Genomic DNA, 12362 nt, shown 5'->3' with positions numbered 1-12362 from the left:
TCTATGTGTGTTTGCCACATCTCAGCTCGCCAGACCTTGCCCGCCACGCGGGAGGCCGAGCAACAGGAAAATCTTATGTCATTTGAAACTCTCGGTCTTCGGGCCGATATTCTGCGTGCTATTGCCGATAAGGGCTACAGCACCCCTACTCCTATTCAATTACAAGCTATTCCCGCCGTATTAAAAGGCGGCGATATCCTTGCTGGCGCCCAAACAGGAACCGGTAAGACTGCAGGCTTTACGTTGCCTTTGCTGGAAAAACTGAGCCAGGTTCCAGTTAACCAAGCCGGTGGACGCCGCCCGGTGCGCGCCCTGATTTTAACGCCCACGCGAGAGCTTGCCGCACAAGTCTATGAAAGCGTACGCGATTACGGCAAACACCTGCCATTGCGCTCTACCGTTGTATTCGGTGGTGTCAGTATCAATCCACAGATGATGAAGCTGCGCGGTGGTGTAGACATTCTGGTAGCAACTCCCGGCCGTTTACTCGACTTGGTTAACCAAAATGCGGTGAGCTTGCGTCAAGTTGAAGTGTTAGTTCTCGATGAAGCTGACCGTATGCTGGATATGGGCTTTATTCACGACATCAAAAAAGTATTAGCACTGCTGCCCAAGCAACGCCAAAACCTGCTGTTCTCAGCAACCTTTTCCGATGAAATCAAAGCACTCGCCGACAAATTATTGAATCAACCAACTCTGATTGAGGTTGCGCGCCGCAATACTGCTTCCGAGCGAGTGACTCAATGCGTGCATCCGGTTGATCGCAACCGTAAGCGCGAGCTGTTATCACATTTGATTAACCAAGGCGATTGGCAACAAGTGTTGATTTTTACCCGTACCAAGCACGGTGCAAATAAATTAACTGAACAATTGCAAGACGATGGCATCAGCGCCGCTGCAATTCACGGCAATAAAAGCCAGGGTGCACGCACCAAAGCGCTGGATGATTTTAAGCGCGGCACTATTCGCGCATTGGTTGCAACGGATATTGCGGCGCGTGGAATTGATATCGACCAACTGCCTCACGTTGTCAATTATGAATTGCCCAACGTGCCGGAAGATTACGTGCATCGCATTGGCCGTACCGGCCGCGCTGATGCTGAGGGTATTGCGGTTTCGTTAGTCTGCGTCGATGAAATTAAATTCTTGCGCGATATCGAAAAACTGATCAAACGTGATATTGATAAAGAAGTCATTGCCGGTTACGAACCAGACCCAAATGTTAAACCTGAACCCATTGTATTAGGTCGTCGTATGACAATTGGTGCTGGCGCAGGCAAAAATGGTGGCGGTAGATCTGCCACGAAAAAACCAGTGCTTGGGCAAAAACCCAAAAACGGCAATAGCAGCAAACCGCAACAGAAGGATGGTGCACAGCGTAAACCCCAAGGCCAAGGCGGTGCAAAACCACAAGGTGCTGCGGGAAATCGCAATGCGTCCGGAAAGCCACAGCAGGCTCGTCGCCCTCAGGTTGCAAACTAATTATCAGCGAATCGCATACCTACATAAAAAAATCCCCGTGATGAACAATCACGGGGATTTTTTATTTAACCAAGTAACAGCAACTAATTAGCGTTGCATTTCATACTTACGCATTTTTTCCACCAAAGTAGTACGGCGCACACAGAGTTTATCGGCAGCGCGCGCCACAACACCTCCACAATCATTAAGCGCCTGTTGGATCAAACTCATTTCCAGATTGGTAATATACTCGCGCAAATCAATACCTTGTTCCGGTAGCAGCGGTGTGTCATTCATATTCACGTAGCTGGTGCTGCCCGATGCAGCTACACCATTGGCTTTTATCGGTGTATGTACAAAGTCTTCGTCGGTCACATCAACATGGCGATACTTTGCCGGCAAATCCTGCACTCCAATGACACCAAAAGGATGCATGATCGCCATGCGTTCCACCAGATTCGCAAGTTCACGCACATTGCCACTCCATTCATGCTGGCAGAGCGACATTATCGCTGCGGAGTTAAACCGAATAGAACCGCGCTGCTCACTCTCCATCCGCGACACCAACTCATTCATTAACAGCGGAATATCTTCAGAACGCTCTTTTAAGGAAGGTAATTCAATGGGGAATACATTCAGGCGATAAAATAAATCTTCGCGAAAGGTATTTTCAATAATCATCTGTTCAAGGTTGCGATGGGTAGCAGCGATAATTCTCACATCCACCGGCTGGGTTTTATTGCTGCCTACACGCTCAAAACAGCGCTCTTGCAAAACACGCAAAATTTTAACTTGCATATTGAGCGGCATATCACCAATTTCATCCAGAAATAAGGTACCGCCTTCTGCCATTTCAAACCTACCCGCGCGCGAGTTAATTGCACCGGTAAACGCACCTTTTTCATGGCCAAACAATTCGCTTTCCAGTAGCTCCGCTGGAATAGCACCGCAGTTAACCGGAACAAAAGGTTTATCACGGCGTGGGGAGTTGTAATGCAAATTGCGCGCAACCACCTCTTTACCTGTGCCCGACTCTCCCGTAATCAGTACCGATACATCTTTATCGGCCACCTGCGCCATCATCTCTCGCACGTTTTGAATTTCACGGCTGGTCCCCACCAGGCTACGGAATAAATGTACTGGGCGGCGCTGGGGCTGACGCTTGCTGGTAGATTGCGCCTCACGATACAACTGGGCGCGGTGCAGCGTATCAACCAACTTATTATAAGTAGGCGGCAGCGAAAGGGTTGCAATGATCATAAAGCGGTAAAGGTCATCTAAGCCGTCATCAGCATTTTGGTTTTCATCGCCAATTAATACGATAGCCAATTCATCATTCCAGGAGCGGATTTCTTTTAGGAGTTGCGCGAGGGATTGATTGCTGTCGCGGTAGTCACCAATCAAAATGGCAACATAATCTTCACCATTGTTTTCTTCGGCGACTGCCGCTTGCCAGGTATCGCTGGCTGCAGTAAGTGTGGTTTCGCTGAGAAAATCCAGCAGAATTTTTAAATCGTGTCTGCGTGACTGATTGTCGTCAATAACAAGAACTTTATTGTTGCGCCACATACCCCAAGACCTTTTTTCATTTCATGCCAAAATCTTGAATACGGGAAAAACTCATTCAAGACGGCGAGACGGCTTATTGGAGTAAGTAATAGACGAGGCAGTAGTCTTAGTCAAATTTATGGCGAAATGTTTTTGGCGTTTTAACAACATTCACTCAAGTAGAATAAATATTCGCCAAAAATATGCCTTTTATTTACTTTTTATCCAACAATATTTCACATCATTCTTCATGAGGATACCGATTAGGAATTACACAAAATATTTTTATGATTGCTCGTTTTATGATTGCGCAATTTATGGCTGGGTGGATGAAACCTGCGGAGCGATTTCATCCCATCCTGATTTAATGGTTTTTAGCAGTTGAATTGCCTCATTCACCTTTTCAGCATCATTTTGCACTGAGGCTTCCAATAACTTCAAATTGATGTATTCATAGAGCTGATCAAGACGCTCGGATAACTCCCCGGCACTCATATCCAGCGAGCTGCGCAAACCACCAACAATACTGATAGCTTTGCCCAACAGCTCTCCTTTGGCTGCCGGATCACCACGCTCGATAGCCCCTTGGGCAGCCGCCAAACGCGCCAATGCACCCTCAAACAACAGTTGAATTAAACGATGCGGTGAAGCATTGCTGACTTCGGATTCAATACCCAATTGACGGTATTGCTTCAGTGCTTCTTGCGGATTGTAGTTAGACACAGACTATCCCCTGCTAGCAGTTATGTTCCTTAAGGCTAGCAGGGCTAAGACGTTTTTGCGAGTTTTGCTATAAGAGAGTTGTTTTAAAAACCTTATGAGCTAGTACTTGTTAACACTTTTTATCACAAACGAACACAATGTTGGGTCGAAGCCCACGCCTCAAGTCGCGTGCAGCAGGGTCACCTCGCGCTGACATTGCGCAATCAGCCCTGCATAAACCCCCTTCAATTCACTCAGGGCACATACCAAAGTAGATCTGTCATCACGATTAGCAGCAATGACTTTATCAATCAACACCACGCAGATGCGATCCAGATGTCGCACTCTATCCCAATCCTCAACTTGTAGCGCTTTGGTTAATTCCTGCTGTAGGTTGCGCATCGCCGTAATACCAGCCTGACCACAATAGTCAGGCGCAGACACCAACTGAATCGCCATAACAAACTCCTCATTACACTTGACTGCCAATCGCATCCCAAGCGGTTTTTATCTCACCCAGCAAACGACCACATTCATCAAGGTACTCAACGTTGTTTTCGTAATTTGCCTGACTCAAGCGACGAATAATGTAGTCATATAGGCCATCGAGGTTGGCAGCTAAAGCTCCACCCTCTTTGTCATTCAGACTTCCTTGCAATCCTCCGACAATGGCTACCGCTTTACCAATCAGCTCGCCCTTGCGTGCAACCTGATTTTGCGCCATAGCACCTTTAGCTTGAGCAATACGTTCAAGTGCACCTTCAAATAACATTTGAATCAATCGGTGCGGTGATGCAGTTTCAATACTGGAATGTACTTTAACACTGGAATAATTTTGCACGGCAGAGTAGGAATTCATAAATCACCACAGAGTGTTTGAATTTTGTTTTGCTATTATCGGAGCTAACAGAACAATTCCCGACCCTTAAGCTAACGGCAAAATACCTAAAACCTTTAACCAGAAACTGACAATAATGCAAAAAACTATTCTTATAACCGGCGCATCAACCGGCATAGGCTTTTACGTTGCACATGAACTAAAGAAAGCCGGCTATCGTGTTATCGCCTCCTGCCGATCGATAGCAGATGTGGCGCGTTTGCAGCAAGAAGGACTGGAGTGCGTGCAACTTGACCTGGCGAATTCAACATCAATCCAGATAGGGTTTGCACAGGCAATGGAACTTACCGGGAACGAGCTTTACGGCTTATTTAACAATGGCGCTTATGGCCAGCCGGGAGCAATAGAAGATTTACCAATTAACGCGCTGCGCCAGCAATTCAATACAAATTTTTTTGGTTGGTGCGAACTGACTAATTTAGCCCTGCCTATTATGCTTAAACAGGGCTATGGACGAATTATTCAAAACTCTTCTGTACTGGGTATTGCAGCCATGCCTTTGCGCGGGGCCTACAACGCCAGCAAGTATGCTATTGAAGGAATTAGCGATACGCTGCGACTTGAGCTTGAGGGCACCGGCATCTACGTCAGCCTGATCGAACCCGGCCCGATTGAAAGCCAATTCAGAAAAAATGCTTTGGCAGCACTGCGAGACCATATCGATATTGAGAAGAGCCGTCATCTCGCAACCTACCGCAACGCAATCGCAAGGCTTGAAAAGACTGAAACAACAACACCTTTTACATTAGGCCCTGACGCTGTATATCAACGCGTCATTCACGCACTGGAGTCCAAGCAGCCGCAGGCACGTTATTACGTCACCGTCCCCACCTATCTGGTGGGTTTTATGAAACGCATTTTACCAGCGTGCTGGCTAGATAAATTATTGCGCAAACTCAGTAGTTAATTCATTTCTCATTCAGTTGTGACGGCTAGAGTTGATGAGACCACATGCAGGAGAAAATCATGAAGAAATACGTTACCGCACTATTGTACACAGCCATTTGCGCAAGCTTTTCCAATATGAGCGTTGCTGAATCCCTGCGCTGCAACACCAAACTTGCGCAAGTGGGAGATACCAAAGCGGAAGTGATTGATAAGTGTGGCGATCCGGTAATGACCGACAATTTCTGCCAACCCGTAGCAGCAACCACCCAACCACAGGGAATACAAAATGGTAACAACAACGTACAAAACAATATCGCTATCGCCACATGCGAGAACATAGACATCTGGACTTACAACCCCGGTAAGGGCAAGTTTATGACGCACTTGTATTTTGCACGGGGCCAATTACAGAGCATACGCTACGGCAACAGGGTGAAATAAGCAGCAGATTGAAAAACTATTGCACAACCTGAATTACTGTATATAATCACAACCACTGTACAAATAAACAGATTCAGGAGTGCGCCATGTCTGACTTAACACCCCGCCAGGAACAGGTACTACAGCTCATCCGCCAATATGCGGAAGAAACAGGTTATCCGCCCACGCGTGCGGAAATCGCCCGGATTCTCGGCTTTAAGTCAGCTAATGCCGCCGAAGAACACATCAAAGCCCTTGCCCGAAAAGGTGCTATCGAAATCATCCCCGGTGCTTCACGTGGGATAAAACTACCTGAACTGCAATCCGGCATCCCTATTATTGGCCGCGTTGCAGCAGGTAACCCGATACTTGCGCAAGAACACATCGAAGACTACTGCAACATTCCACAGAGCTTTTTTTCACCCACCGCAGATTTTTTCCTGCGTGTTCACGGCATGAGCATGAAAGATGCCGGTATTCTTGATGGCGATCTACTGGCTGTTCATAAAACCGATCAAGCGCGCAACGGGCAGATTGTTGTTGCACGTATCGGCGAAGAAGTGACGGTCAAACGGTTCAAACGGATAGGTAATAACGCACAGGTTGAATTGTGGCCAGAAAACCCAGAGTTCGAGGTCATCCTGGTAGATATGCGCGATCAGGAGTTTAGTATTGAAGGCCTTAGTGTAGGAGTGATTCGTCGTGACTAATATCGCCCGTGTAATACCCGCAACCACTACAACTCGCCAACAACCTGCCAGTGGTGTTACCGAACTGGTATTGACTAGTGATTCGCCTGAGCAAGTTGCGCTGCTGTTACCCATGATTGCATTTCTTAGCAACGCTTGCAGCGACCGCTGGATTACCTGGATAGCACCGCACAATATCAGCCGTGAGCTGCTGCAATCCTACGGTGTTAATACACGTTATATTCGTGTGATTCACTGCCAGAATCCGCAAACACTATTGTGGATCACTTGGGAAGCACTCTCTGCAGGCAATAGCCATACGGTGATATCAAGCCCGGGGAAATTGACAGATAAAGAACTTACACAGCTTGAATTGGCTGCTAAAACCGGCGGGTGTCAGGGATTACTGTTGCGAGTTCGTTAAATTTGCTGAGATTATTTAAATAATCAAATTTTTAAGGTAGGACAGATTACTTTGAAGTATTGAAGTAATGCAGGGAGGCAAGACCTCAATAATTGAACAAATAAAAAATTAAACAGACAAAACCATTCACCCATCGGTTAGTGCAACATCAGTTTTTCGGTATCACTTAGCTCTTCTACCAAATCATCCAGCATAGCTTCCGCCTGTTGATCAGCAATATCCCCCGCAGCCTCCATTCCCGCCTCAATCATGGCTTTGGCGACCATGAATTTTTCCTCGCCTAAAAAAGCCAGGGATTCTTCCGAAAAACGAATGGTTACCAAGGGTTCATTGCTCTCATCGTCAGCTCGCGCCAAAGCAACATCACCATTCAGCAATTCAATAATTTCGTAAAAAGACGACATAACTACCTCTGCGGCCTCAGCGCGAAACGGGCGCGCATTCTAGCACCCAATTATCTCAAAACCTATTCAAGAGATTTTTAGCTGCAAAGGCCTTTAATAGCTTCCTAAACCCAACAAAAAAACAAAAGGCCAACACAACGCTGGCCTTTTTCGCCCTAGACACGGTCGTGTTGCAGATTAGTTCAAACGCTCCAACACTGTCGTAATCCCCTGCCCCAGACCTATACACATGGTTGAAACGCCCAGATTCAAATCCCGATCCTGCATCACTGTCAGTAGTGAACCGGTAATGCGCGTACCTGAGCAGCCAAAAGGATGACCAAGGGCGATAGCACCACCGTGCAAATTTACTTTATCGTTCATCACGTCCAGCAATTTTAAATCTTTCAATACCGGCAAGGCCTGGGCTGCAAATGCTTCATTAAGCTCAACAGCGTCTATATCGTCGATGGTTAGATTGGCAGCTTTCAGCGCTTTCTCTGTTGAAGGCACGGGTCCATAACCCATGATGGATGGATCGACACCCGCAAGCCCCAGTGAAACCACTTTAGCGATAGGTTTTAATCCCAAGGATTTTGCACGCTCAGCCGACATCACCAGCATTACCGATGCTCCATCACTTAACTGTGAAGAAGTACCCGCTGTCACTTGACCATTTTTAGGATCAAATACCGGCGGCAATTTGGCCAAGGCCTCAACTGTAGTTTCCGGGCGGATAGTTTCATCCTGATCAACCGAGATTAAAAATCCATCGCTGTTATGCCCGTCGACCGCAATAATTTCGCGAGCGAATTTACCCGTCTCACGCGCTTTGGCTGCGAGCTGATGCGAACGCGCGCCGAACTCGTCCATTTGCTGGCGATTGATGCCATGCAAGAGCGCAAGATATTCAGCAGTCATTCCCATATTGCCTGCCGCTTTAGCGACGGATAAGCCCAGCAAGGGGTTGATGCTGACCGATTCATACATCGGCAAATGCCCCATATGTTCAACACCGCCAATCAAATACACATCACCCTGCCCGGCGCGAATATTCACCGTTGCAGTATGCAAAGCCGACATCGAAGAACCACAGAGGCGGTTAATCGTTTGCGCAGGAATTGTGTGCGGCAAGCCGGCCAATAATAAAATATTACGCGCTACGTTAAATGCCTGCTCTTCGCGCTGCATTACGCAACCCCAAAGTAAGTCATCAATGGTGTTTGGATCAAGTTTTGGATTGCGTGCAAGCAAGCCTTTAATAATTGCAGCAGAAATATCATCTGCACGCATATGGCGGAAGCAACCATTTTTGGAGCGCCCCATGGCGCTGCGGGCGTAATCAACAATAACGGCATCGCGTGGTTGTAAGCTCATTAGAATAACTCCTTAGCCGTAAAATTTTTGGTTGCTAGCCGCTTTGGCTTTGAGACTATCAGGCGCTTGGTAAAGTGCACCCAGAGCGGTAAATTTTGCAGCCATATCACAAAAGGTTTGCGCACCAATAAAATCAATCCAGCGGAAAACGCCACCACGGAAAGGTGGGAAACCTGTGCCATAAACCAACGCCATATCGGCTTCAGCGGCCGTCTCCACTATGCCCTCGTCAAGGCAGCGGGTTAGTTCGGTAGCCATGGGAATCATCATGCGTGCGATGATATCCTCGTCGCTTATTTCAATTGCACCCTGGATAGTAGGCTTGAGAATATCAGCCACTTCAGCGGCCGCCACTTTCGCAGGTTTACCTTTTTTATCCAGCTCGTAATTATAAAAACCTTTTTCATTTTTCTGACCGAGACGGCCCGCTGCAAAAAGCGCATCAGTGCAGGAAGTAAAATCGCGCTGCATACGATCAGGAAAACCATTAGCCATAACTTTTTCGGCGTGCACTGCGGTATCAATACCAACCACATCGAGCAAATAGGCCGGCCCCATCGGCCAACCCCAGGTTTCCATCAGTTTATCGATGCGCTGGAAATCCACTCCATCGCGCAGCAACATCGCAAAACCTGCCAAATACGGAAACAGTACGCGATTTACTAAAAAGCCGGGGCAATCTTTTACCACGATTGGTTTTTTACCCATGGCATTAGCATAGGCTACGGTGCGGGCGACAGCGTTGTCCGATGTCTTTTCGCCACGAATCACTTCTACTAACGGCATCATATGTACCGGGTTAAAAAAGTGCATGCCGCAGAAATTTTCCGGGCGCGCCAAACCTTCGGCAAGATAAGTGATAGAGATGGTAGATGTATTTGATGCGAGCACAGTATCGCTGCTGACTTTTGTTTCAACTTCAGCCAGTACGGCTTTTTTTACTTTAGGGTTTTCAACAACGGCTTCGACCACAATATCAACGTGCTCAAAACCATCGTACGTCAACGCCGGTTCAATGCGGTTCAACACATTACCCATTTCAGTCGCGGTTAATTTTTTGCGTTCGACTCGTTTACTCAATAATTTATTCGCTTCTGCAAGACCAAGATCAATCCCCTGCTGGGCAATGTCTTTCATTTTAATCGGCACACCTTTTAGTGCCGATTGATAAGCGATGCCACCACCCATAATCCCAGCCCCCAGAACAGCTGCGCGCGCGATTTTTTTATCGGCCTTTTTCTCCCAACCTTTGGCTTTTTTACCAAGAATTTGCTCATTGATAAAAATGCCCACCAGCGATTGTGCGACGGGGGTTTGTGCCATTTTTGCAAAATTCTCAGCCTCGGCCTGCATTGCTTCATCGCGACCTTTGTCAGCGGCTTTTTGCATCGCTTTAATAGCAGAAACCGGAGCTGGATAATTGCGCCCTGATTGCCCTCCCACAAACGCTTTTGAAGTTTCAAAAGCCATCATGGATTCAATAAAATTTAATTTAAGCGGCGATTTTTTTTGCGCGCGACGCGCCTGATAATCAAACTTGCCACTGATACACTGCTGCAAACAATTCAGCGCAGCGTCATGTAATTTTGCCGGTTCAACAACGGCATCAACCACCCGCGCAGTCAATGCAGCCTCGGCGTCATTCTCTTTACCAGCAGCAATCCACTCAACCGCAGTATCGAGGCCTGCCACTCGCGGCAGGCGCACTGTGCCGCCCCAGCCTGGGATAATCCCCAACTTGGTTTCAGGCAAACCCACTTTGGCAGCAGTGCTGGCAATACGGTAATCACACGCCAAACAAAACTCCAAACCACCGCCCAATGCAAAACCGTTAATCGCCACAACGGTAGGAAATGGCAGATCTTCAAGGCGGCAAAAGTTGCGATTATTGGTTGCCAAGTGGCCAGTGATTTGTTCGGGGCCAGAAGCGAATACTGCACCGAACTCCATAATATCGGCGCCCACGATAAAGACATCTTTGGCGCTCTTGATCAGCAACCCCCGAATATCATTTGCTTTTTCAAGTAGGTCGAGTACTTGCTGGAGTTCAGAAACGACGAGCAAACTGAATTTGTTCACCGATTCACCTTGCAAATCAAAGGTCAGTTCAGCGATGCCATCGGGCAACAGGGAAACCTTTAGGGCTTTTCCTTGAAACATAATAAATCTCTCTTTCTAGTAAGGAACGAGGAGGGAAAATCTGGCTTTGAGTGTAGCAGGCTGGCGTGGACTTGCCTTATAGGAGTGCAGGCTGCTGGGTTATAACGCACAAAAAATTGCGTGAATTACCCCTTATGCACAAAAAGCGAACAGCGGAACAGGCTCGCATCATGCCCGGAAAGGTTAATCAAGCGGAAGAGCTGGTTGGCTGGAATATAAAAGCTCTCGCCTTGCTTCAACAATTGATTACCACCCAGCAATGTCAGTTGTAAACTGCCGTCAAGTACCACACCACAAGAATCTATTGCGGGTGCACTAAACGCAGTGGACTGCCCGGCTGATAAATACTCAGTACGTACATCCAATTGTTGGTGATTGTAATTTAGGGTGCGAATATCCAACCCCCCAGTAGATGGGGCACAAATATCGCCAGAGAGTTTGAAACTAAAAAAATCAGCCAGACTTATGGGAAATGCAGCCAAAATACGCGAAAGGGATTGAACGCTAGGACTAACCTGCCCCTGCTCAATCATTGATATGCTGCTATTAGTAACGCCAGCGTGCTTTGCTAGCTCGCGCTGAGAGTAGCCTATAGCATCGCGAATCAATTTTAGCCGGATTGCCACATCCAAAACTGAACTACAGGGATTGGTATCAGCCGAGTCACCGGGAAGTATCGTAATATTGAGGGAAGAGTCCATACCAGTTGCGTCATTCGACATGCTTGGTACCTGAGCAAAGAGAAGCACTGGACACGTTTGCCCAGTGCTACTAGCGGAATTTACTTTTTGGAGGCGAGCAACTGATCTCGCTCAGCGGTCGGTAGATTATCGACGATCAACTGGTAAGAATGGTCAATCATTCGCTGAATCTGATCGCTAGGAACAGAGCCATCCAAAATAATAGTGTTCCAATGTTTTTTGTTCATCTGAAAGCCTGGGCGCACCGCTGGGTATTGCTCCCGCAACTGCAACGCAAGATCAGGGTCGCATTTCAAGCTAATACGCGGAACACCGCCCTCTGCGGTCAGTGTGGAAAACATTTTATGGCAGACTTTATAGACCGCCATATCGGGGCCAGAGGGAAACATCTCTTTGGCTTGGTGCTTCGTTAAAAGGTATTTCTGTGCGGAAAGAAAATCCATGTTTTAGTCCTTTATCGAACAACTCAGGTCGATTAAAAAGCTATAAATTTGGGTTAAGGTCGAGCTAATACATTGATAATTTTTTGCTTCTGCCGCAAGTTCCTACATGCAATGCCTTTCAGTATAGGTAACAAGAAACGAATATGTGCTTATCATCACCTCTGTAATCAGCCTCGCTCCCTCACCTAACGCCTATTCTGCATCAGCTACAGCAGAAACGATAGCAAGAATGGCGCAGAAGTCATCATTTTTTACTTGTGTGGCGATT

Annotated in this window: 14 protein-coding genes; 5 read left to right on the top strand and 9 right to left on the bottom strand. The window is 47.2% G+C overall.

Annotated features, from left to right (window positions below; translation table 11 throughout):
• Nucleotides 1-75 precede the first annotated feature (75 nt).
• Entirely contained in the window at nt 76-1482 is a 1407-nt protein-coding gene (rhlE, locus tag J2X05_RS06410; protein ID WP_310070227.1) for an ATP-dependent RNA helicase RhlE, read from the top strand.
• Between the two features lie 87 nt (nt 1483-1569).
• Here the strand turns inward: rhlE and J2X05_RS06405 are convergent, their stop codons facing one another.
• From J2X05_RS06405 to fliS (J2X05_RS06390), 4 genes are all read right to left on the bottom strand, one after another.
• A complete protein-coding gene (locus J2X05_RS06405; protein ID WP_310070224.1) occupies nt 1570-3030 on the bottom strand; it encodes a sigma-54-dependent transcriptional regulator in 1461 nt (486 codons plus the stop codon).
• A gap of 294 nt (nt 3031-3324) precedes the next feature.
• Nucleotides 3325-3732 (bottom strand): flagellar export chaperone FliS, encoded by a 408-nt coding sequence (gene fliS, locus J2X05_RS06400; protein WP_310070221.1) that lies wholly within the window; start codon nt 3730-3732, stop codon nt 3325-3327.
• Between the two features lie 159 nt (nt 3733-3891).
• Nucleotides 3892-4170: a hypothetical protein gene (locus tag J2X05_RS06395; protein WP_310070218.1), complete on the bottom strand. Its 279-nt coding sequence runs from the start codon at nt 4168-4170 to the stop codon at nt 3892-3894.
• Between the two features lie 13 nt (nt 4171-4183).
• Nucleotides 4184-4570 carry a flagellar export chaperone FliS gene (fliS, locus tag J2X05_RS06390; RefSeq protein ID WP_310070216.1) on the bottom strand — a complete coding sequence of 129 codons (387 nt, stop codon included), beginning with the start codon at nt 4568-4570 and terminating at the stop codon, nt 4184-4186.
• A 115-nt stretch (nt 4571-4685) separates the two neighbouring features.
• Between fliS (J2X05_RS06390) and J2X05_RS06385 the strand changes: the two genes are divergently transcribed.
• The 4 genes from J2X05_RS06385 to J2X05_RS06370 all read left to right on the top strand — a co-directional run bounded on the left by J2X05_RS06385 (nt 4686) and on the right by J2X05_RS06370 (nt 7030).
• Nucleotides 4686-5516: an SDR family oxidoreductase gene (locus J2X05_RS06385; protein ID WP_310070213.1), complete on the top strand. Its 831-nt coding sequence runs from the start codon at nt 4686-4688 to the stop codon at nt 5514-5516.
• Nucleotides 5517-5575: 59 nt separating this feature from the next.
• On the top strand, nt 5576-5938 hold the full coding sequence (locus J2X05_RS06380; RefSeq protein WP_310070210.1) for a DUF2845 domain-containing protein: 363 nt from the start codon (nt 5576-5578) through the stop codon (nt 5936-5938).
• Nucleotides 5939-6024: 86 nt separating this feature from the next.
• A complete protein-coding gene (lexA, locus tag J2X05_RS06375; RefSeq protein ID WP_310070207.1) occupies nt 6025-6627 on the top strand; it encodes a transcriptional repressor LexA in 603 nt (200 codons plus the stop codon).
• Complete coding sequence (locus tag J2X05_RS06370; protein WP_310070204.1) at nt 6620-7030, top strand: cell division inhibitor SulA; 411 nt, start codon at nt 6620-6622, stop codon at nt 7028-7030. The genes lexA and J2X05_RS06370 overlap by 8 nt, the downstream gene beginning before the upstream one ends.
• Before the next feature lie 137 nt (nt 7031-7167).
• Here the strand turns inward: J2X05_RS06370 and J2X05_RS06365 are convergent, their stop codons facing one another.
• The 5 genes from J2X05_RS06365 to J2X05_RS06345 all read right to left on the bottom strand — a co-directional run bounded on the left by J2X05_RS06365 (nt 7168) and on the right by J2X05_RS06345 (nt 12094).
• Nucleotides 7168-7434 carry a hypothetical protein gene (locus tag J2X05_RS06365; RefSeq protein ID WP_310070201.1) on the bottom strand — a complete coding sequence of 89 codons (267 nt, stop codon included), beginning with the start codon at nt 7432-7434 and terminating at the stop codon, nt 7168-7170.
• A gap of 177 nt (nt 7435-7611) precedes the next feature.
• Nucleotides 7612-8790 (bottom strand): acetyl-CoA C-acyltransferase FadA, encoded by a 1179-nt coding sequence (gene fadA / locus J2X05_RS06360; protein ID WP_310070199.1) that lies wholly within the window; start codon nt 8788-8790, stop codon nt 7612-7614.
• A 12-nt stretch (nt 8791-8802) separates the two neighbouring features.
• Nucleotides 8803-10953 (bottom strand): fatty acid oxidation complex subunit alpha FadB, encoded by a 2151-nt coding sequence (fadB, locus tag J2X05_RS06355; RefSeq protein WP_310071333.1) that lies wholly within the window; start codon nt 10951-10953, stop codon nt 8803-8805.
• A gap of 122 nt (nt 10954-11075) precedes the next feature.
• Nucleotides 11076-11672 (bottom strand): helix-turn-helix domain-containing protein, encoded by a 597-nt coding sequence (locus J2X05_RS06350; RefSeq protein WP_310070195.1) that lies wholly within the window; start codon nt 11670-11672, stop codon nt 11076-11078.
• Between the two features lie 59 nt (nt 11673-11731).
• On the bottom strand, nt 11732-12094 hold the full coding sequence (locus J2X05_RS06345) for an MmcQ/YjbR family DNA-binding protein (protein ID WP_310070192.1): 363 nt from the start codon (nt 12092-12094) through the stop codon (nt 11732-11734).
• Nucleotides 12095-12362: the final 268 nt, after the last annotated feature.

This window comes from Cellvibrio fibrivorans (assembly GCF_031457055.1).
Taxonomy (GTDB): Bacteria; Pseudomonadota; Gammaproteobacteria; order Pseudomonadales; family Cellvibrionaceae; genus Cellvibrio; species Cellvibrio fibrivorans.
The sequence above is the reverse complement of the archived record's forward strand: the minus strand, read 5'-3'. Positions and strand labels throughout refer to the sequence as shown.

Excerpts from the sequence above, each read along its gene's own strand:
- rhlE (WP_310070227.1), top strand. The coding sequence starts at position 76 with ATGTCATTTGAAACTCTCGGTCTTCGGGCCGATATTCTGCGTGCTATT.
- J2X05_RS06405 (WP_310070224.1), bottom strand. The coding sequence starts at position 3,030 with ATGTGGCGCAACAATAAAGTTCTTGTTATTGACGACAATCAGTCACGC.
- J2X05_RS06395 (WP_310070218.1), bottom strand. The coding sequence starts at position 4,170 with ATGGCGATTCAGTTGGTGTCTGCGCCTGACTATTGTGGTCAGGCTGGT.
- fliS (WP_310070216.1), bottom strand. The coding sequence starts at position 4,570 with ATGAATTCCTACTCTGCCGTGCAAAATTATTCCAGTGTTAAAGTACAT.
- J2X05_RS06385 (WP_310070213.1), top strand. The coding sequence starts at position 4,686 with ATGCAAAAAACTATTCTTATAACCGGCGCATCAACCGGCATAGGCTTT.
- J2X05_RS06380 (WP_310070210.1), top strand. The coding sequence starts at position 5,576 with ATGAAGAAATACGTTACCGCACTATTGTACACAGCCATTTGCGCAAGC.
- lexA (WP_310070207.1), top strand. The coding sequence starts at position 6,025 with ATGTCTGACTTAACACCCCGCCAGGAACAGGTACTACAGCTCATCCGC.
- J2X05_RS06365 (WP_310070201.1), bottom strand. The coding sequence starts at position 7,434 with ATGTCGTCTTTTTACGAAATTATTGAATTGCTGAATGGTGATGTTGCT.
- fadA (WP_310070199.1), bottom strand. The coding sequence starts at position 8,790 with ATGAGCTTACAACCACGCGATGCCGTTATTGTTGATTACGCCCGCAGC.
- J2X05_RS06350 (WP_310070195.1), bottom strand. The coding sequence starts at position 11,672 with ATGTCGAATGACGCAACTGGTATGGACTCTTCCCTCAATATTACGATA.
- J2X05_RS06345 (WP_310070192.1), bottom strand. The coding sequence starts at position 12,094 with ATGGATTTTCTTTCCGCACAGAAATACCTTTTAACGAAGCACCAAGCC.